The sequence below is a fragment of the Novosphingobium guangzhouense genome (assembly GCF_002896965.1).
GTDB lineage: Bacteria > Pseudomonadota > Alphaproteobacteria > Sphingomonadales > Sphingomonadaceae > Novosphingobium > Novosphingobium guangzhouense.
This window is the reverse complement of sequence record NZ_LYMM01000014.1, coordinates 128,403-149,067: the sequence shown is the minus strand read 5'-3', so window position 1 is coordinate 149,067 and position 20,665 is coordinate 128,403. Positions and strand designations below refer to the sequence as shown.

At 58.9% G+C, this 20,665-nt stretch carries 17 protein-coding genes; 2 read left to right on the top strand and 15 right to left on the bottom strand.

Going from position 1 to position 20,665, the window contains the following annotated elements; all coding sequences use genetic code 11:
- A partial coding sequence (locus tag A8V01_RS29690) for a Mu transposase domain-containing protein (protein WP_425437266.1) occupies nt 1-159 on the top strand: 159 nt, incomplete at its 5' end.
- 317 nt (nt 160-476) lie between these two features.
- On the opposite strand, the gene A8V01_RS04910 is transcribed toward A8V01_RS29690, so the two are convergent.
- From A8V01_RS04910 to A8V01_RS04875, 8 genes are all read right to left on the bottom strand, one after another.
- The gene (locus A8V01_RS04910; RefSeq protein WP_103094809.1) at nt 477-1,091 is read right to left on the bottom strand and encodes a TetR/AcrR family transcriptional regulator; all 615 of its coding nucleotides are present in this window, start codon (nt 1,089-1,091) and stop codon (nt 477-479) included.
- A gap of 119 nt (nt 1,092-1,210) precedes the next feature.
- On the bottom strand, nt 1,211-2,146 hold the full coding sequence (locus tag A8V01_RS04905) for a LysR family transcriptional regulator (protein WP_103094808.1): 936 nt from the start codon (nt 2,144-2,146) through the stop codon (nt 1,211-1,213).
- 140 nt (nt 2,147-2,286) lie between these two features.
- Nucleotides 2,287-4,008, bottom strand: coding sequence for an acyl-CoA dehydrogenase family protein (locus tag A8V01_RS04900; protein ID WP_211294958.1), 1,722 nt, complete (start codon nt 4,006-4,008; stop codon nt 2,287-2,289).
- Between the two features lie 44 nt (nt 4,009-4,052).
- Nucleotides 4,053-4,985 (bottom strand): electron transfer flavoprotein subunit alpha/FixB family protein, encoded by a 933-nt coding sequence (locus tag A8V01_RS04895; RefSeq protein ID WP_103094807.1) that lies wholly within the window; start codon nt 4,983-4,985, stop codon nt 4,053-4,055.
- On the bottom strand, nt 4,982-5,731 hold the full coding sequence (locus A8V01_RS04890) for an electron transfer flavoprotein subunit beta/FixA family protein (RefSeq protein ID WP_103094806.1): 750 nt from the start codon (nt 5,729-5,731) through the stop codon (nt 4,982-4,984). Before A8V01_RS04890 ends, A8V01_RS04895 begins: the two co-directional genes overlap by 4 nt.
- Before the next feature lie 19 nt (nt 5,732-5,750).
- Nucleotides 5,751-6,932 (bottom strand): acetyl-CoA C-acyltransferase family protein, encoded by a 1,182-nt coding sequence (locus A8V01_RS04885; protein ID WP_103094805.1) that lies wholly within the window; start codon nt 6,930-6,932, stop codon nt 5,751-5,753.
- A 25-nt stretch (nt 6,933-6,957) separates the two neighbouring features.
- Nucleotides 6,958-9,018, bottom strand: a complete 2,061-nt coding sequence (locus A8V01_RS04880; RefSeq protein WP_103094804.1) for a 3-hydroxyacyl-CoA dehydrogenase NAD-binding domain-containing protein — start codon at nt 9,016-9,018, stop codon at nt 6,958-6,960.
- A gap of 37 nt (nt 9,019-9,055) precedes the next feature.
- Complete coding sequence (locus tag A8V01_RS04875; protein WP_425437263.1) at nt 9,056-9,565, bottom strand: SDR family NAD(P)-dependent oxidoreductase; 510 nt, start codon at nt 9,563-9,565, stop codon at nt 9,056-9,058.
- 228 nt (nt 9,566-9,793) lie between these two features.
- Here A8V01_RS04875 and A8V01_RS04870 point away from each other — a divergent pair, with 228 nt between their 5' ends.
- Nucleotides 9,794-11,080 carry a TetR/AcrR family transcriptional regulator gene (locus A8V01_RS04870; RefSeq protein WP_170065835.1) on the top strand — a complete coding sequence of 429 codons (1,287 nt, stop codon included), beginning with the start codon at nt 9,794-9,796 and terminating at the stop codon, nt 11,078-11,080.
- 42 nt (nt 11,081-11,122) lie between these two features.
- Here A8V01_RS04870 and A8V01_RS04865 read toward each other — a convergent pair whose 3' ends face one another.
- From A8V01_RS04865 to A8V01_RS04835, 7 genes are all read right to left on the bottom strand, one after another.
- Complete coding sequence (locus tag A8V01_RS04865; RefSeq protein ID WP_170065834.1) at nt 11,123-12,718, bottom strand: long-chain-fatty-acid--CoA ligase; 1,596 nt, start codon at nt 12,716-12,718, stop codon at nt 11,123-11,125.
- A 74-nt stretch (nt 12,719-12,792) separates the two neighbouring features.
- A complete protein-coding gene (locus tag A8V01_RS04860) occupies nt 12,793-15,045 on the bottom strand; it encodes a TonB-dependent receptor (RefSeq protein WP_242526570.1) in 2,253 nt (750 codons plus the stop codon).
- Between the two features lie 449 nt (nt 15,046-15,494).
- Nucleotides 15,495-16,613 (bottom strand): ABC transporter permease, encoded by a 1,119-nt coding sequence (locus tag A8V01_RS04855; RefSeq protein ID WP_103094801.1) that lies wholly within the window; start codon nt 16,611-16,613, stop codon nt 15,495-15,497.
- Nucleotides 16,610-17,710 carry an ABC transporter permease gene (locus A8V01_RS04850; RefSeq protein ID WP_245892336.1) on the bottom strand — a complete coding sequence of 367 codons (1,101 nt, stop codon included), beginning with the start codon at nt 17,708-17,710 and terminating at the stop codon, nt 16,610-16,612. The genes A8V01_RS04855 and A8V01_RS04850 overlap by 4 nt, the downstream gene beginning before the upstream one ends.
- Nucleotides 17,711-17,739: 29 nt before the next feature.
- Nucleotides 17,740-18,744, bottom strand: coding sequence for an HlyD family secretion protein (locus A8V01_RS04845; protein ID WP_103094799.1), 1,005 nt, complete (start codon nt 18,742-18,744; stop codon nt 17,740-17,742).
- Nucleotides 18,741-20,240 carry a TolC family protein gene (locus tag A8V01_RS04840; protein WP_103094798.1) on the bottom strand — a complete coding sequence of 500 codons (1,500 nt, stop codon included), beginning with the start codon at nt 20,238-20,240 and terminating at the stop codon, nt 18,741-18,743. Before A8V01_RS04840 ends, A8V01_RS04845 begins: the two co-directional genes overlap by 4 nt.
- Complete coding sequence (locus A8V01_RS04835; protein WP_103094825.1) at nt 20,237-20,653, bottom strand: acyl-CoA thioesterase; 417 nt, start codon at nt 20,651-20,653, stop codon at nt 20,237-20,239. The genes A8V01_RS04840 and A8V01_RS04835 overlap by 4 nt, the downstream gene beginning before the upstream one ends.
- Between the last annotated feature and the right edge of the window lie 12 nt (nt 20,654-20,665).

The following is a 20,665-nucleotide window of genomic DNA, read 5'->3' as shown; positions in this document are numbered from 1 at the left end:
CTGCCCGGCATGCGCTACGACACGGTCCTGACGGTCGAACGGCGGATCAGCCGTGAAGGCATGGTCGCGGTGGCCGGCAATTATTACAGCGTGCCCGACACCACACGCCGCCGCGTGGTCGATCCGCTTGCTCTATGTGCGCGGCTCACGACACCCTAAAGAAGCGGCTCATGCCATGTTCCTGCCAAGGCATGCTCAAGGTCCGTACGCGATCAGACAAATGGCTATTCCGCCACGCCCTGCGATCATCGGCAGGAAATTTGGACATTTCGCATCGCCATTTCTTCAGCGAAAAATGCAAGGGCAGCCCCATCGAGACCGAGGAGCCAAATTGCGCAGCAGGAATATCAAGCAAGACGGATCAACCTCGCATGTTTTTCAGCTAGGCTGAAATACAGGCACACCCCGATCTCATCTTGAACAATGCTGCTTTTTTTTGCCTGTTTTTGCGCGCAGATCGAAGCACGAGGCGCATATCAGACGTGCAAAGGCTTTTGGATTGCAGCCCCCTTCGCTGACCGCAGCCCATGCAAGAGAACATCGACAGGATAGGACCCCAATTCCGAAGAGGTCCTGCACTCGATCAGGTGCGCGCTACGAAGTGACTGCAGACCGTGCAGCATGCCCCACAGGATCATCGCCGCACGGTCGCCGTCGGCGCTGCCTACAAGATGCCCCATCGCTTCGCAAACGCGTAGCCACAATTGTTCTCGGAACCGAGGCCGTTCGAGTTTTGCCTCGCCCAGCGAGGTATCCTGGACGATCAGCAGATAAAGATCTGGGTTTTCCCGCGCGAATTTATCGTAAGCTGTGGCGATCGCTCGAATGGCGGCTTCCCCGCAAGTGCCTTCGTTGGCTGACGCCTCATTCAGATGGGCGTCCATCTCCTGGAGCATGCGGCGTGCGGCTTCGTCCGCAACCGCAGCAACAAGCGCATCCAGGCCTTCGAAATGCCGATATATCGCATTGGGAACCACACCCAAACGGCCTGCGACCTTGCGCAACGACAATGCTTCAGACCCTTGCCCCACTAGCAATTCCACCGCAGCAGCGACGATCTTGTCGCCGTCGATCTTTTTTGGGTAAGCCATAAGATGGACACTATCCACTTTACGATCTGACTGCAATGCGCCTTTTCCACCGAGCGACGCTGGATGCAGGGCTGCAGCCAGATCGGGTCATCTTGCAATGTTGAAGGCCGCAAGGTCGCTCAGTAGATCAAATGATCACGCATCGTGCCGTCGTCGAATAGAGCACGGCATTCGAAAATAAAGCTCTCGATCTTGGCCTGACGGCCGCCATATTTGCGCCTGGCGCAGGAGGCCACGAGGTAGGCCCCGCGTTCAATATCAGACACAGGAACGAATGCGAGAGCATCACCGAGCGGAGAAATATTCTGCGCTGATTTGACGTATCGCAAATAAACGCTATCGCACCGGCCAACTACAGCCTGCGCCCCGGCGCTCGTATTACTGCCAACGCTATAGGGCGGCGACAGGCCTTTATCTTGAAACATTGCTCTAAAAAGTTCCAGGGCGGGACCGTCCTGGATGAATAATTGAGGAAATTGAGCAAGCTCCTCCATCGAAATACTGCGACCAAGCTCGGCAAGCGGATGAGCGGCTCGCATTAAGGCATAAGGTTTTGGCTTACAAAGGACTTCTGTATCTATTGCCGCATCATCTGTCGTTTCGAGAACAAAGGTAACAAGCAGATCAACGGCCGCGTTTGTGATAGGGTTATTCCCTTCTTCCATGAACACAGTCTTCTGAGTTACGGCCAGATGCGGATGCTTGCGTTTCAGCCGTTCGACGGCCAATGGAATAAGAGACCAGCTCAATCCTTCTTGACATCCGATGACCAGTTCGCCTTCGAGGCTACGTCCGCGGGCAGGAAATAGCTGCTCCATTTCAATGGCTTCCTGGACGAATGGGCGCGCGCGCTCCAGCAATCTCGCGCCATCCATGGTAACCGACACCCCCGACGCCGGACGACGAATTAAAAGAGCCGTGTCAAGCAGCTTCTCGAGCGTTTCGACGTTATAGGCGACTGCGGACGGAGACATGTTGAGCACGCGCGACGCTTCCACCAGGCTGCCTTTATCGACCGCCACGACAAAACAGCGCAGTTGCTCAAGTTTCAGCATCTCTCCCTCAGCCTTTGTAGCCGCGTGGATGATCGAAGGTGGCCATCAACCGACCGCAACGGCATGTCATAGGGGACTCCCGCAAGGAAGTCCCCATCCACAACATTGCCGATCGTCCCGACAAAAATGGACGGACCAGTTCAGGCAGCCAGTTCTTCCGCAGTGAGATCATAAAGACCCTTGCCACCTTCGGCGACAGATGCAGCAAGGCCACTCGCCTCGGGGACAATGTGCGCAAGATACCAGTTTACGGTCGCGAGTTTTGCCTTGAGAAATGCAGAATCGCCCTCCCCGTTTGCAAGCAGACCTGCAGCCGCCGTTCCCTGACGTTCCAGCAACCACCCGCAGGTCATCACTGACACCATCGTCAGATAAGGCGCGCTCGCTGCCAACCTGTCGTCGGTCGACGCCTTGACCAGCACACCGGTCAAGGTAGAAATCTGGTCGGTCAAAGCGAGCAATCCGGCATTCTTCGTTTCCGACCGGACATCCGCAATGAGCGCATGCATTTGCGCGCCTTCGTCTCCAACGAGTTTGCGGCCTACCAGATCCGCGGCCTGGATGCCATTAGTCCCCTCATAGATCGGGGTTATGCGAACATCTCGATAGTGCTGCGCGGCACCGGTTTCCTCAATGAAACCCATGCCCCCGTGGACCTGCACACCCAAGCTTGCCACCTCACAGCCGACGTCTGTACCATGTGCCTTGGCAAGAGGCGTGAGCAGATCCAGCCTCTGCTTTGCCCCTTCGATGCCAAGATGGGCACGATCAAGTTCGCCCGCCGCGGCATATACAAGGGAACGAATGGCCTGGGTCTGCGCCTTCATACGCAAAATCATCCTTCGCACGTCGGGATGCTCGATGATGGCAACCGGTCCGCCCTCGGGGTTGCTCGCCCTGGGCGACTGAACTCGCTCGAGCGCATAAGCGACGGCCTGTTGGGTTGCTCGTTCGGCAATCTGGACACCTTGAAGGCCAACATTGAGGCGTGCATTGTTCATCATCGTGAACATTGCGCGCATTCCGCCAAATTCTGGCCCGATCAGCCATCCGCGACAATCATCATTGTCCCCAAAAGACATAACGCAGGTGGGAGAGGCGTGAATGCCAAGCTTGTGCTCAATGGAGGCGCAATGGACATCATTCCTGCTTCCGTCGGGCAGAAATTTAGGAACCAGGAAAAGGGATATCCCCCGCGTGCCCGCCGGCGCATCGGGTGTTCTGGCAAGCACCAAGTGAATGATATTCTCTGCAAGATCATGCTCGCCGAAGGTAATGAAGATCTTGTTTCCCTTTACCCGCCAGCTGCCATCTCCGGCAGGCGTTGCGCTCGAGCGAAGGGCCCCCACATCCGAACCCGCATTGGGCTCGGTGAGGTTCATCGTCCCGGTCCACTCTCCCGTGACCAGCTTGGGAAGATAGGCAGCCTGGAGCTCGGGGGAGCCATGCTTCACGAGGGCTTCGATCGCCCCTTGTGTGAGCATCGGCCCAAGACTAAATCCAAGATTTGCCGCCCCCAGGCTTTCGGCAACGCCGAAGGCGAGCGTACTGGGCAGGCCCTGTCCTTCGAATGCGGAGGGGGCCGCAATAGTGCCCCATCCGCCCTCGACATATGTCCGGTAAGCCTCGCGAAAGCCGGGCGGCATTGTTACGACAGTGTCGTTCCACCGAGGCGGATTGGTGTCACCGACACGGTTGAGCGGCGCCCACTCATTAGCCGCCAGGGACGCGGCGCCGTCGAGAATGGCTTCGACCATGTCAGACTCTGCAGCGGCGAACTGGTCCTGCGAGGTAATTTCTGCCAGCCGCACGACGTGATCAAGTACGAAGCGCTGCTCGGCAACTGGAGGACGAAATGTCACGATACGTTCCTTTAGCGTATAAGAGATCTACGACCGGCGTTGTGTCACAATTTGCCTATCAGTTCCGGCACCACCTTGAACAGATCACCGACCAGGCCGATGTCGGCCACCTGGAAGATCGGCGCATCCTCGTCCTTGTTGATGGCGATGATGGTCTTGCTGTCCTTCATGCCGGCCAGATGCTGGATCGCGCCGGAGATGCCGACGGCGATATAGACTTCCGGCGCGACGATCTTGCCGGTCTGGCCGACCTGATAGTCGTTGGGGACATAGCCCGCATCGACCGCAGCGCGCGAGGCACCAACGGCCGCGCCGAGCTTGTCGGCCAGCGGCATGATATATTCCTCGAAGGTCGGACCATCCTTGAGCGCACGGCCACCCGACACGATGATCTTGGCGCTGGTCAGTTCGGGCCGTTCCAGCTTAGCGATCTCGGCGCCGACGAAGGAGGAGATACCCTTGTCGCCGGTCGAGGCCACGGCTTCCACCGCGCCATTGCCGCCTTCCTTGGCTGCCTTTTCAAAGGCCGTGCCGCGAACGGTGATGACCTTCTTGGCATCCTTCGACTTGACCGTGGCAATCGCGTTGCCGGCATAGATCGGACGGGTGAAGGTGTCTTCGCTCTCGACCGAAAGGATGTCACTGATCTGCATGACGTCCAGCAGGGCGGCGACGCGCGGCGCGATATTTTTGCCGTTGCTGGTGGCCGGCGCGACGAACGCGTCATGATGGCCCATCAGTTCGACGATCAGCGGCGCGACATTCTCCGGCAGCGCATGGCCGAAGGCCGCGTCGTCGGCGACATGGACCTTGCCGACGCCGGCGATCTTGGCGGCTTCGGCGGAAACGCCGTCGACGCCCTGGCCAGCGACCAGCAGATGGACTTCGCCCAGCTTGGCGGCGGCGGTCACGGCGGAAAGGGTCGCGTCCTTGACGGCGCCGCCCTCATGTTCAACCCAAACGAGCGCCTTCGTCATGCTGCAACTCCCAGAGCCTTGAGCTTGGCCACCAGTTCATCGACATCGGCAACCTTGATGCCAGCCGAGCGCTTGGGCGGTTCGGAGACCTTGAGCGTCTCCAGACGGGCGGCGATATCGACGCCATAGTCGGCCGGCGTCTTGGTCGCCAGCGGCTTGGACTTCGCCTTCATGATGTTCGGCAGCGACGCATAGCGCGGCTCGTTCAGACGCAGGTCGGTGGTGATGATCGCCGGGGTGGCGAGCTTCACCGTCTCCAGGCCGCCATCGACTTCGCGGGTGACGTTGACCTTGTCGCCCTCGACCTCGACCTTGCTGGCGAAGGTGCCCTGCGGCAGGTTCAGCAGCGCGGCGAGCATCTGGCCGGTCTGGTTGCTGTCATCGTCGATCGCCTGCTTGCCCAGGATGATCAGACCAGCGCCTTCCTCTTCCTGCACCTTGGCGAGCAGCTTGGCGACGCCCAGCGGTTCCACCTCATCATCGGTCTGGATCAGGATGGCGCGATCAGCGCCCATCGCCAGCGCCGTGCGCAGCGTTTCCTGCGCCTTGGCGACGCCGATCGACACTGCCACGACCTCGGTCGCCGCGCCCTTTTCCTTCAGGCGAATGGCTTCCTCGACGGCGATTTCGTCGAACGGGTTCATGCTCATCTTGACGTTAGCCAGGTCCACGCCCGTGCCATCCGCCTTCACGCGCGGCTTTACGTTGTAATCGATAACCCGCTTAACAGGCACAATTATCTTCATTTCTAATCCTTCCAGATATTCAGATACGTTCCCAAATCGCGGCGATCCCCTGGCCGCCACCTATGCACATGGTAGCAAGGCCAAAGCGACCACCGGAGCGTTGCAACTCGTAAACCAGCTTGGTTGTGATGATCGCGCCGGTCGCCCCAACCGGATGTCCAAGGGAAATGCCACTGCCGTTGGGATTTACCTTCTCGGAATTGAATCCGAGTTCCTTCGAAACCGCGCACGCCTGAGCGGCAAAAGCTTCGTTCGATTCAATAACATCCAGAGCATCAACCGAGAGACCTGCACGTTCAAGAGCCTGTCGCGTCGCTGGTACTGGCCCAATCCCCATATAAGCAGGATCCACGCCTGCATGGCCATAGGAAACAAGGCGAGCAAGGGGCGTGAGCCCATGCTCCCTGACCGCAGCTTCCGATGCCAGGAGAACAGCTCCCGCGCCGTCGTTGATACCCGAGGCATTGCCTGCAGTGACCGTTCCGTTTTCGCGCTGGAAAACAGGCTTAAGACTTTCCAAATCCGAAGCTTGCGCGTTCATGCGGACATGCTCGTCCGTGTCAAAGACCACAGAGCCCTTTCGCGAGCTGATCTCTACCGGAACGATCTGATCACGAAAACGTCCTTCCGCAATCGCCCGGGCAGCCCGTTGCTGACTCTCGAGCGCCAAAGCATCCTGGTCAGCGCGACTGATCTGATATTCACGTGCCACATTTTCCGCCGTCACGCCCATATGAATTTTGTGAAACGGATCGGTCAGGGCGCCGTTGAGGCCATCAAGCATTACAGTATCGCCCATTCTTTGTCCCCAACGCGTGCCAGGGGAATAATAGGCCGCCCGGCTCATCACCTCGACGCCACCTCCGATTGCAACTTTGCAATCTCCCAACATGATCGACTGGGAAGCGCTGATAATGGCCTGCAATCCCGATCCGCAAAGCCGATTGACCGTCAATGCAGGAACTTCCTTGGGTATACCTGCTGTAATGGCAGCAATCCGAGCTACATAAGCATCGCGCGGCTCGGTAAGCACCACACTGCCCATTACGACGTGTCCGACCAACTCGGGCGCCAAGCCGCTCCGCTCAATAGTGGCGCGGATCGGAATTGCTCCGAGTTCACCGGGTTGCTGGTCCTTCAACGCGCCGCCAAAAGACCCAATCGCCGTTCGCGCAGCCGATACAAGATAGACATTGGTCATGGAATTCTCCGCAGAATTTAGGAAATTACTGATTAAGAGATTCAAAGCTTTCGCCACCGGCAGCCAATCGCCCGATCAACGGGGACGGCGTCCAGGCCCAGCCGTTGCGGCCTTGCGCAAGAGCGTTGAGTTGCTCAAACACCGACGGCAGACCAATTTGGTCAGCCTGGAACATCGGCCCTCCGCGTTCACGTGCGAACCCATATCCGAGCAAATAGGTCATATCGATATCGATCGGACGATAGGCGATACCCTCCTCAAGGATTTTTGCACCTTCGTTGATCATTGCAAGGAGGCAGCGGCTTATAATTTCTTCGTCGCTGATTTCGCGCCGCTCAATGCCGAATTCATCAGAGTAACCTACAATGAGCTGTTCTATTTCCGGGTCAACCTGCGCCGTGCGGCCATCGGGATAAAGGTAGAATCCTTTACCCGACTTCTGCCCGAACCTGCCCAGTTCGCAGATCCGATCCGGAATACCCGAGTAGGGGCGTTCAGGATTCTGCACTGCCCTGCGCTTGCGAATGGCCCACCCAATATCCTGACCGGCAAGGTCCATGGTGCGGCATGGTCCCATGGCCATGCCCCATTTTTCCATTGCCGCATCGATCTGCTGCGGAAGTGCGCCTTCCTCGAGCATGAAGTAGACTTGACGAAGATATTCTTCGAATATCCGGTTGCCGATAAATCCGTCACACACGCCCGATATAACACCGACCTTACCAATACGCTTTGCAAATGCCATGGCGGCCACGAGCAATTCCGGTGCTGTTTCACGGCCTCGAACGACCTCAAGCAATTTCATGATGTTGGCGGGCGAGAAGAAATGCAGCCCTATGACGCGCGAGGGATTCTTCACGAAAGCTGCGATCACATCCAGGTCAAGGGTGGAGGTGTTACTGGCCAGAATAGCGTCCGGACGCGTGTGTTGGTCAAGAGCGGTAAAGACCTTCTTCTTGACCTCTATATCTTCGAAAACGGCTTCGATAACCAGGTCGACCCGGGACATAGCTGACAGATCATCGGCAATGCAAAGGGCGGCAAAACGTGCATCCGCGATCCGCTGATCGATTCGGCCTTTGTTCACATCGCGCTGAATGGTAGTTCTTATGGTGCTTTCAGCCTTGGCCCGTACTTCCGGCTGGAGATCGACGATCGTTACGTCCAGTCCAGCATTGAGAAGAGCGATAGCGATCCCGGTACCCATGACGCCGCCACCCACAACCCCGACGCGTTTGATGTCGCGCTGATTGATCTCCTTGGACAATCCGGGAATTCGGGCGACCTTGCGCTCGCCAAAGAATGCATGGCGCAGCCCGCGCGAAGCTTCGGTTGCAAGGAGCGTTGTGAATAGTCGGGCTTCGACCGCTTGCCCTGCACTGAAGAGTTCATCCATCACAGCAACGCTATCGATGATATATGCTTGCGCGGGACTAAGAGACCTTTTTGACAGATTTTCTCGCGCATCCAGAACCGCTTCACGCAAGTCCTTGGGCAAGGGCAAATCGCCTGTGCGCCGGATCTGATCCGTGGCCGCCTGGCGTGCCATCTCCAGTGCGGCGACAGCGAGATCACCGGCGATCAGATCCACTAGGCCCAATGCCAGGGCCGTAGATGCGTCCACCGGCGCACCATCCAACATCATCTTGAGCGCAGCCCTTGCTCCAATAAGGCGGGGCAAGCGTTGCGTTCCACCGGCGCCAGGCAGAAGTCCAAGCAGAACTTCGGGAAGCGCCATCCTGGCTGCGGGCGATGCAATGCGCCTGTGGCATGCCAGGGCAAGTTCAAGACCGCCACCGTAGCAAATGCCATGGATGGCTGCGACTACGGGCTTGCTGCAGCGCTCGAGACGATCGACAAGGCCCGGAAGCCCGGGCTCAAGCCAGGGCTTATCAAACTCGGAAATATCCGCCCCCCCCGAAAACAAGGCCCCTCCCCCCCGAATGACAATTGCGCTGACACATGAATTGGCATCGGCACTGTCCAAGGCCTCAAGCAACTGGCGGCGCGAAGCTGCACCAAGGGCATTGACCGGTGGATTATCCAGAACGATTTCAAGAATATCCTGATGGTAATTCAACTGCATAGTGCGGCTCCGATTAGGCCGGTAAACGGACAGGACGTCAATGCACGCCTCTAACCGTTGCCTCGCCATCAATGATGATTGATTGACCTGTGATGTAAGGAGCTGCCTGAGACGCGAGAAAAAAGGCAGCACCGCCGATACCGGTCGGCTCACCGATCCTGCCGAGGGGCAGTGCTTCGCAAAGCCTGAACTCGGCAGCCGGATCTTCCCAAAGTGGTTTGGCGAAATCAGTACGAATGCCCCCCGGAGTAATCGCGTTAACACGGATATTGGAATCCCCCGGTTCGACAGCGAGGTTGCGGACAGGCTGAAGGTCTGCGGCCTTCGACATGTTATAGGCGCTGATGTTGTCGGCCCCGATCATGGCTCCGTTCAACGAAACCACATTGATCGTCGCGACTACTTCTTCGCATGCCGCCTGCGTCCCGCTCGAAACCGCCACCCGAGCGCCAGCCTCTGCCAACGCTTCCACGACAGCCCTGTCGATCCCACGCGACGCCCCCGTCTCACGCGCTACTTTGCCGGCAAGATCAAAAAGCGACACCATTTACTCCTTCCAAGGCCCAAGCCCTGTACGAGTCGTCGAACTCGCAGCCCTTCGCTGCCCACATCAGCAAGACCTGGTTCGGCACTTGCAAAAGAATCACGCAGAAAACTGCCTTGGCTCTCATCCTGTACGATCACTCAAAAATCAGATATGCAGTTTCGCGTCAAGGCAAATCGATATGCTGTGGGTTGTGTTGCTCAATCGAACCGCCGTGCTAGGAGAGAGAGAATGAATTACAACAAGGCCAGACAAGTCTCCGCCCTTGGCGAGCGCGTGGTATCCGGCGCCGATGAATCTGATCGCGACGCGCGCGCCCGCATCATTCGCGCAACTGTGACGGTCATGGCTGACAGGGGCCTCGCCGGTCTTAGCTACCGCCAGGTTGCCTCGCGTGCCAAAGTTAGCCTTGCGCTTGTCAACTATTATTATCCCAGCAAATTTGGCCTCGTGGCCGCCGCATCCTCAGCGATCCTGGAACGCTATACAGACGCATTCGCACGCGCAGCATCCCGCTTTAGATCGGGCGCGCCCCCCAGCTTTCGTGACTTCGCCTATCGGCTCGTTGGAAATGCAACAGACAGAGATCGGACGCTCACGCTTGCCTGGGCGGAAATCGCCCTCGACGCCGTGCGCCATGAGGAAAGCCTTTCTCTCGCCCAAGCCTGGAACGTCAGCATTTCAAAATTATGGTCTGACATCGCTGAGGCTACTGGAGAGCCCAATCCTCACCGCATAGCTCGTTCCGGGATCGATCTGGTCATGGGACTGCTGTTTTTTGTCACGGCACTGCGACTGGATCAGGAGCAAGTCGACCAGGTCCTGAACCACGAAGGCCAACCCACGGACCTTTGGCCCCCCTCGACATGTTCCGCTCCCTCGAAGCCTCCAGCGGCGACGAACAAGGCGCAGCGTACCCGTAATCTGATCCTCGGAGCTGCAATCGACCTTCTGATATCAGAAGGCGCGGCAGAGGTCAGCTTCAGAACAGTCGCGGAGAAAGCCGGCCTGACAGCAACGGCGCCCGCATATCATTTCCGGACAACAGATGCACTGCTTGCTTCGGCGGGCATGCTTCTCGTGGAGAATTCCAAGCAGCGTTACCGCGGGGTGATGCAAAGCCTAGATCGTCAAGCTGTGACCTTCGAAAATCTGGTCGAAGTGACGACGACCATTTTCATCCGCGAAGCCACTGAATTTTCAGCGCTCAACCTCGCGTTTTTTTCGACCTGGATCGAAGCCTCGCGGCGACCAGAGCTCCGGCAAACTATCTGGGGCTTCGTTCGCGATATCTATCGCGGTTGGCAGACTGTCTTTGAACTTGCGGCGAAGCGAAGCTTGCCCCCCGTTACCGGCATACTTGGCTTTGCATTGTTCGTCGGCAAACTTGTGAGAATTCTTTCGACAGGCTCCAAGACAATGGACCTAGCCTCTATTCGGAGAGAGTTTACCGAGGATTTCCACAAGCTATGCTTCGAGAGTTTCTGGGATCCTGACGCCAATCGCACTCGATCTTAGCCAAAACCGAATCCGCTTTCAGCAGCATCCAACTTATTCAACTTAGCTTTCTTCCATAACTTTCCCATGGATCAACCGCTCGCGAAGTTCGCGTCGCAAGATCTTCCCAACGCTCGATTTGGGCATTTCCTCGATCATATGGATATGACGTGGCACCTTATAGGCCGCCATATTTTCTCGGCAATGCACACGAATGCGCTGCACATCAAAGTTTTGCGTCCTGCCCACAACAAACAGCACAACAGCTTCCCCGGTGGTTTGGTCCGGAACGCCGACACAAGCGCACTCGACCACATCAGCCAGTTGCGAGACGGTAACTTCCACCTCATTGGGGTAGACATTGAAGCCGGACACGAGAATCATGTCCTTCTGTCGGTCGACAATATAGTAGCGGCCGTTTTCATCTTGCCGCGCAAGGTCTCCAGTTCGGAAATAGCCATCGCTCGTCATGACTTGCAATGTCGCCGCCGGTTGTCGCCAATAGCCCTGCATCACCTGGGGACCGCGCGCGCAAAGCTCCCCAACCTCTCCCCTTGGAACATCGGCGCCATTCTCGTCGCGGATAGCCAGTTCGGTCCCCGGGGCCACCTCGCCAATGCTCCCGAGAAACCGTTCCTCGGCAAACGGTGTGCAAGTCAGAATAGGCGATGTCTCGGAGAGGCCATAGCCTTCTCGAATATGCCTGCCGGTCAATGCCTTCCAACGTGAGGAGACCACCTCCTGCACCGGCGCGCCGCCGCCCATCGCCAGCAGCTCGGGGTCAAAGTCCAACTCCGCAAAGGATGGCTCCGCAGCAAGCGCCTTGAACAACGTGTTTACCCCAGTCACAAAGTTGATCTTGTGACGTTGCCAGAGCGCAGAGATCTCCCTCAGATCGCGCGGATTGGGAATGAGGACATTCTTCGCTCCGAGCGAAAGCATGCACATCATGTTCACGGTCAGCGCAAATATATGGTAAAGTGGAATGGCTGTCAGGACGTTGATCTGCCTGACGTTATCCTCCTCACCCCAAATCGCTTGAAACTGCCGAACATTCGCCATGATGTTGCCGTGGCTAAGCATCGCTCCTTTGGGCAGCCCAGTTGTCCCTCCCGTATATTGAAGGAACGCCAAATCCTCCTTCCCCAGATGATCGACGATATCCGGCGCCGGGAACTTGGAGCCGAGGGCATCTTCGAAATCGGCGACCTGCCAGATAGCTGGTAGAGAGAGCAAGTCTTCTTCATGCAAATTGTCGACCAAGATGACCGATCGTATCGAACGGACATCGGCCCCTCTGATCGCAGGCAGGGAAAGCGACGTTGTGATGATAACGTCGGCCTCGGAATCATTTAGCAGATGCTTCAACTCATGCGCGGTATAATAGGGATTGATATTCACCTGGACTGCGCCCGCACGCACGATCCCCGCAACGGCGATCGGAAAAGCCATGATGTTAGGCAGCATAACGGCGACCCGGTCGCCCCGGTTTACTGAGCATTGCTGGCGCAAGAAACCCGCGAGCGCTCCGGCTTTCAACCACAGGGCTTCATAGCTAAGTTCGCGATCCCCCTCAACGAACGCCACGCGCCCGGAAAATTCCGTGCAGCAGTCCCTGATGTAGACGGCAAGATTGCCGGTTCCGATTTGAGGGGGCATTTTCAACCATCCTGAGTCTGATTTTAAATTGGCATGGGCCGGCAAAATGCCGGCCCAAGATTCCATCCTGTCACTTAGTTCGAGAAGCGAAGCTCAACACCAAACACGCGCCCTTTTGAGAGCGGCGAGAATGTGCCACCCAGGGGGACAGGTCCGAGCCGTGCCGGCAACTGGGTATCCCCGCCGATCTGCACGTCGTTTGTGAGGTTTTGACCGAATATTGTAATGGTCCCCCTGTCATCGAGAACGTGGAAGGCCAAGCTCGCATCGATCCGGTCGGCAGCATTGAGTTGACCGCGATTGTTATCGGTATAAGCCGAGCTGTCGCGATGCGAATACCCCACCCGGAGCGTTGTCGTCCCAACTGCTGGCAGATCTCTTTCCACAGAAAGGCCGATATTTGCCGTGAAAGGAGCGAGACGTGGGATATCGAGATCCTTGTCCGCCCCGTTTACGAGACCGTCGCCGTTGAGATCGAAAATGACATTAGTATATTTTCCGTCCGTGTAGCCGGCAGATCCCTCAAGAACAACACCCTCCGCAAGTGGGATCGTCGCGTCGGCTTCGATACCCATGATTCTCGCATCAGCCGTATTTTTGATCACCTGCACCACGCCCGAAACAGGATCCGACAAATTCACCTCGCGCTGCATGTCGGCAATTTTCATATAGAATGCCGCCACATTGAAGCGCGCACGGCCGAACGGCTCCGTCTTGAAACCCAGTTCCCAGGAATCGACTTTTTCGTCGCGGAAGGGCCCAGGGCCAAAATTCGCCAGATCGGTTGCGGTGTTGCGAAAGTTGAAGCCGCCGGCACGATATGCCCGCGCATAGTTGGCATAGCTTCTAACGGTCGGCGAAATTTCATACTGGATACCCAAGCGAGGGGACCAACTGCCCTTCGAAACCTTGCCCGTAAAGTCGTAAGGGCAGGTACCATCGATGATGTCGCAGGGCTTGTTTACATTCGCTGAAAGCGAAGCGATCTTGTCGTCCTTTCGTTCATGGGACCAACGCAAACCGGGGCTGATCGTAAGAGCATCTGTGAGCTTGAAATCCACATTAGCGAACAGACCAAATGTCTCCTGGTCCTGATACCCCCCACCATATTGATGACGGGCGCCTCCAAGGAGCCGGCGATGCTCGTTATAATAAATCTTCTGAGTGAAGTAAAAAAATCCGGTCGTGAGTTCGATATCGTCTGTAACATCTCCGTTGAAACGTAGCTCATCCGAAAATTGGTGCTGCTTAACGTCGATATTTGCGTGGAAAAGATCCCTCGGACTTGAATCGATATCGGACAGAGCCTCTTGCTTGTAGCGGCGATAACCGGCGATGTTCGTGATGGTGCCGGGACCAACATCAAGATTGATCTCGCCGCTCACCTGATCCCATTTGGAATCATAGAAGCCGGGTTCGTCAATCGAGAAGCCGAAGCTATCGCGGCTGAAATTGCCCCATGCTCCCGGAACCCCATCCCCGTTCGTGTGGGATTGGCCTGCCGGCCCGTCGCCGTGCGAGTCACCATGCTCATATTTGACCAGCACCGACAGATCGCTCGAGGGCGTGAACTTGAGGCCGCCTCTCAACAGCCAGGTGCGGGACTCGCCAAAATCCTCCTTGCGCGCGCCGACAGTACGCTCGAACCAGCCATCATCCTTGTTATAGTAAACACCCAATTTGGCCGACAACACATCTTTTACCAACGGTCCACGCACCACGCCGGAAACGGTATAGCTGCCGCCGGTCCCTCGCAGGCCCGACGTGGCAGAGGCCTTGAAATCATATTTCAGTGTGTCGGAGGGATCCGTAGTGTTGACGAGAACTGCACCGCCCGTGACATTTCGACCGAAGAGGACTCCCTGGGGGCCACGGAGCACTTCGACCGATTTGAGGTCAAAGGCGTCGAAGACGACACCGCCATTGATGCCCTGATAGATACCGTCCACGAAGGTGCCCACGGCCGGATCGATGGAGGGAATCGAGGAATTTACGCCGAGGCCGCGGATGCTGAAGTTCGCAACACCCTTCGTGGTTCCGACGTCATCCATCGAAACATTGGGGGCCTTGAAGGCGATCTGGGAAATATCCTTGATCTGCATCGCACGGAGCTGATCTTCACCAAAGGCCGAGATCGCCACAGGTGCTCTCTGGGCGTTGGTCCCCCCGGCCTGCTTTGTTGCCGTCACAACGATTTCGCCGAGCAAGGCATCGGTGTCGCGACTGCGCCCCGCGACCTGAGCATCTTCCTGAGCAAATGCAGGTGCTGCACAAAGACTTACTGCCAAGCCGAAGCCTGATAGGCCGGAATATAGCATCTTTTTCATGATTTCCTCTCCCTGTTAGGATTGCGAGGATTTCCTCGTCTGCAGTAGAAATAGGATGTTCCAATTCCGAGTAAAAACGCTATTATTCGGACAAGAACCCCAAAAAAATTGAGGATCGGCCTCGTCGGTGCTGATGGAATAATATTGCGCGAGGGCTTGGAGACGGCTTCGGGCAAGAGCGAGGGCTTTGGTGCCGGAAAAAGGCGTCCTGCAGTGACGAAGAGCAATCAGTCGCCGTTAATCCGCAAGAAACACGAAAGCTGGCAGTTCAACTGAATGAATGACATCTGACACGAGGCGAGCTAGCTTCCTTCGTCAACCGATGGCGCAAATCTGCCAAGGAAATCCTGGATGATTTCTAATGCCTCAGGTTCGTCAAGCAGCGGCGCATGACCAGTAGGTCCTGGCGCCGCAGCGCCGGTTCTTTAGAATGTCTGCCTTGCGTTTTGTCAGGCGTGCACTCTTACCGAGCGCGGCGCGAAGACGACGATGCGGAGATACGCGAGCGCGGAATAGCCGATGGCCAGCGTCACCAGCATCAACAGCGGCGAAGCGACGTCGCCGAGTGTGGCACGCATTTGATTAAGAGGGACGAAGGTATGCACCCCCGATGTCGAGGGTATCAGGTGGGAAAATGCCGATACGAAGCGCGGCATCTGATCGAGCGGATAGGTCGCGCCGGTGAGGAAGAAGAAGGGTACTGACGTTGGACCGAGCATGTAGGTCGCCCGCTCTCCCCGATCGAATACACTGCCCACCAACATTCCCAGCGCAGCGACCGCTGCGGCGAAGATCGGCACGACCCCGACCATGCCGAGGACGTTGCCATCGACAGGAACCCCTTGGAGCCAGAAGATCAGGCCGAACAAAAAATAGCATCCCAGAATGCCGACCGACGAGAAGGCCACCAGGGTACCGCCGAACTCCGCCGCCCCCATCCGCCACGTTCCCGTTCGGCGACGCGCACCCATGAAGGTCGCGACACCGAAGAGGAGCGTTTGCTGGATGATGATAACCGCTACGGATGGAAAGACGTAGCCTTTGTAGCCTCCCGTTCGATTGAATAGCGGTTCTTTGACGACCGTGACCGGCGGACCGCCGCGACTGACCTGCCCGCCCGGCAGCAAACGGGTCTTCGCGATATTCTGTATGACCGCCGTCACCGCCTCACCGATCGTGCTCGCGCGCAGCAGATAGGTCGCATTGACCCAAACGGCGATCCCGGAGCCGGGCGTTCCCGCACGCAGCTGGCGCTCCAGGCCGTCGGAGATCAGGATGACCCCATCGGCCTTGCCCTCGCGCATGTCCGACCTGGCAATAGCGAGGTTCCCGACGACGTTCACGACACCGATGGAACGAGTGGCGTCCAGGTCTAGGATCATTGATCGGCTGAGTGCGCTGTCATCCTGATCGACCACGACCACGGGCAGCTTCCTCGGCGCCTCATGGGAATAAGGCGCGGGGTAATAAAAGGAATAAAGGACGACCGCGAGCAGCATCGTGCTAAGCAGCGTCTTCGACGTGAGGATGGTGTGCCACGTCGAGAGGAAGGCCCTATCGAAGGTCATGCCCGCCGTGCCTTTGCCATGATGAAGGCCAATGCCCCGCCGCCCGCGATGACGATGTAGGCCATCAGCGAGGCCATCGGCGCGACGGCTGCGGTAATCGCCTGACCACTGACCTGCCCCATCTGAAGCGCGATATAATGGGTGAGCGGCAGCACGTTGCTCCAGGTGCGGGCGAATGCGTTCCCGCCGTTCAGCGGCAGCGTTGCACCTGAATAAGCCAGGGCCGATCCGGCATAGACGGCGCTGGCCGACAGCGCCGTGGCCGTCTCGCGCGTCACCGCCACGAGGAGCGCCGCGACGGCAGCCGTCGCAGCGTAGAACAGCGTCTGACCGGAGGCGATCAAAACGATACTTCCCTCGATACGCCAACCGCGCGCAAGGGTCAGGTAGAGGAGCCAGACGAGTCCCCAACCGCTGATGGCGAGGACGTAAGGCAGCATCTTGCCGGCCATCGCTGGAGCCACCCCGCCGCTTGCCCTCGCCCACTCAGACAAAGACTTGCCCTTAAGTTCGCGGCCGATCGCCATGGCGCAAACGCAGGCCGCGATCAGATGCAGAACCGCCGGGAAGATCAGCAGCCCCAGGAACCATTCGAAGCTCGATGGCGCATTGCCCAGCGGTGTCGCCTCGACGGCGAGACGCCGGACGCGGCTCCTCGGTACCGCATGATTGGGCAGCTGATTGGCCGCGATCTCCGGGAGCGCTTCGGTCACGGCCTCCTCAGCCGCACGGGCGACCTGACCCCCGGCGGTCAGGAAGCTTCCGTTGTAGAGGATGCGAACGACCGGCTCCCGGTGCCGGGCCACGCTTTCGCCGAGTCCCGCCGGGATATGCGCAAACCCCAGGATCTTGCCGGAGCGGACTGCACGCACGGCCTCGACCTCGCCCGGATAATAGCCTCCGAACCGAATGAGTGGCGAGGCATCGAGCGCGCGGACGACCGCTCGGCTGGCGGTACTTCCGTCACCATCCACGATCCCCAGCGGCACTTGGCGCAGCGGCCCCTGCCAAAACAGGGCAGCAACGATGAAGATGAGGAATCCGGGAAGCAATGTGATGCCTGCAAGATCCCAGCGATCGTGACGTAGATAATGCACCTCGCGCGTCCAAGCCCGGCGAAAGGCGCTCATTGTGGCCAGTCGAACAGGACGCTCATTCCCGGGCGCAGCTTTTCGATCGAGCTGACCGGATGCAGCCGGATCTCGAAGGTTCGCACGTCATAGCCCGATGCTTCGCGCGTGGCGCGCCAGGTGGCGAAGTCGCCGCGCGGCGCAACCAAATAGACCTTGAAGTCGGCATCGCGCTGCAGCGCGGGTATGTGACCGTGCAGCACCGAGCCGATCCCGAGACCATGATAACGGTCCTCCCGCAGGTTCAACGCGACCCAGGGGTGATCGATGTCGATGACCTGATAGGCGGGGATGACGGGGCTGACGACTTCGCCTGGCTGCACGAGCTTGCGGGCAACTTCACCAGCAATCGGCGAGAACAATTGTGTTTCGCGCCCTAAGGCGTTCGCGGTGCGCAGTGCGGCTTCGGCGATACGCACTTGGGCGTTCGCCGCCTGTTTGTTCTGCGGACGCGCTCCTGCCAGCGCCTTCAGATATTGCTGACGCGCGGCTTCGGCGTTGCGGGCGCTGCTGTCGCGCGCTGCCGCTGCTTCATCCCGGCGCTGGGCCGCCACCACCCCTTGCGCGTAAAGATTGGCTGTGCGGCGGCTCGTGACCGCCGCCAGATCCGCTGCCGCCTGGGCTGCCTGCCATGTCGAGCGCAGGGTTGCGATGTCTTCCGACCTCGCGCCCTCGTTCGTTTCCGACGCAACCGCGCGTGCTGCATCGAGCGCACCTTGCGCCTGCGCCTGCCCACCGGTGATCTCGGGGCTCGACAGCGTCGCCAGCAGCGTGCCGGGTTGAACGCGCTGCCCCTCTTCCGCGATCAGATGCTCGACGCGGGCAAGCGCCTTGGTTCCAACATTGACCTCGTCGGCATCGACCATGCCCTGCAATTGCTCCGGCGCCGGCCGGCTCGCCAGCCACAGACCCAACACGACGACGATCACGACGATCAACCCGGCGGTGATCGCGATCGGCCGCCTGCTACGTTTTGGTGAAGCGGTCGTTTCCTCGTTCACTTCTCATTCCCCAAACGTCGATCGGCGCGCGCCAAATAGGTGGTGAAATCGTCAACCCGGTGGCTCGTCGCGAGCAAGCCCGCGAGTGCGAGGTCGTATTCGTAGGCTGCCGTGATGCGTTGGGTCTGCGTCGAGGCCAGCGTCGCCTCGGCATCGACGAGCGCCGAGGATGGGGCTTCGCCTTCGAAGAATGAAACCCGTTGGACCCGCAGGTTTTCCCGCGCTGCGGCAAGGTTGCTGTCGAGCAGCAGGAAAGACCGCCGGGCCGTTTCGACCAGATTCCAGGCACGGACGATTTCGTTGGCCACGTCCTTGCGAGCCTGCGCTGCGGCATCGGCGGCTGCGCGCTCCTGCTCGCGCGCCGCATCGAGCGACTTTTTACGATCGAAATTCGACAGCAGGGTGTATCGCAGACTAATACCGGCCACCCAATCGGGTTCGGTCGGCAGCGCATTATTGCGGTTGGCGTTGTAGCTGCCGAACGCAAAAGCCTGGGGGCGGTAACGGGATTTCGCGAGGCCCACGCCCGCACGGGCGATGTCGCGTGCAGCGTCGGCGCCGCGTGCTCGCGGTGTCGCATCGATGCCGTCGATGAACACGCTGACCGGCGGCAGTGGCGCCGAATTGACGAATAGAGGCGTCAGCGCATTCACGCCCCCCGGCTGATTCAGCAATCGCGCCAGCGCATCGGCGGCCGTCGCTTCCTCTAGCTGCGCGCGCGCATAGGCGCGCTCCGCGGCATCGCGGGCGACCTGGACCTGGAGGACGCGGGCATGGGGGATGACCCCGTTCTGCTCGAGCTTCTTCGCATCGGCCAGATGGCGGTCGAACCCCTCGAGCGTCTCGCGCGTGGAGTGCGTCAATTGTGCAGCGACCTGCTGTCCGAAATAGCCTCGAACAAGGCTGACACGGGACACGTCGCGCCCACCGGCCTGCCTGGCGCGCGCCACATCGACCGCGGCGTCCGCGCCTGCCTGGATCGCCGGGATCGCTCCGCCCGTGTAAAGGGGCATGGCCGCGGTGACCGCGGGCCGAAACACCGTATCACGCGTCTGATATTGCAGCGTGTCCGGGATTGCCCCGAAGATCGTCGGCAGCGCGGCGCCGACGCGCTGTGTGACCTGCCCGACGATCTGCTGCAAGCCGACCGGAAACTGGCCGGGCAGCTGCGATAGGAAGTCGGTTGTGGCATTTGCCGCATTATCCTTCGGCCCAGTGAGGTCGACGGACAACGTCTTTTGATACTCGATGACGCTGGCCGAAGCGCTGACGACCGGACGGCGCAAGCTACGGGTAGCCCCGGCGATCAGTTCGCTTGCACGGACGGCATGGTCCTCGCCGGAAAGGCCGGGCGAGGCATCGTCGATCCGCGCGAGAGCCGCATCGAAGCTCAATGGCTGCGATTGTCGATCGTTAATGCTTTGGCCAATCGCGGCACCGGAGGAGCAGACAAGAGCGGCCATCGTGACCGCGTGCCAGGCGAGTGGACTTGTCATGCCGTCGCCTTCGAGCCGCCAAGGATTGAAGCGCGGATTTCCCGGGCAAGCCGGACCGGACGAAGCGACGAGACATCGACGCTGCACCAGACGCTTTTCACCTCGGCGAGCACCGTCTCTCCTCGCCTTATGGTAGCGTCAAAATAGGCTCTGGCCCCCACGTACCGGTCGATGAGCATCTGGACATCGACACGCTCGTCAAGAAACGCAGGGCTGCGATAGCTGATCTCGTGTTTGAGCGCGACCCATGCGATCGAACGCACGGCCTCCCCCGGTGCGTGCTGCTCCCAAAACGCGGTCACCGCGTCCTGAATCCACCGTAGATAGACCGTGTTGTTCACATGCCCCATGTGATCGATGTCCGAGGCGGTCACCTCGAATGCGCTGAAATGACGCTCGCCGCCTCCGGGCATCTGATCCGTCCT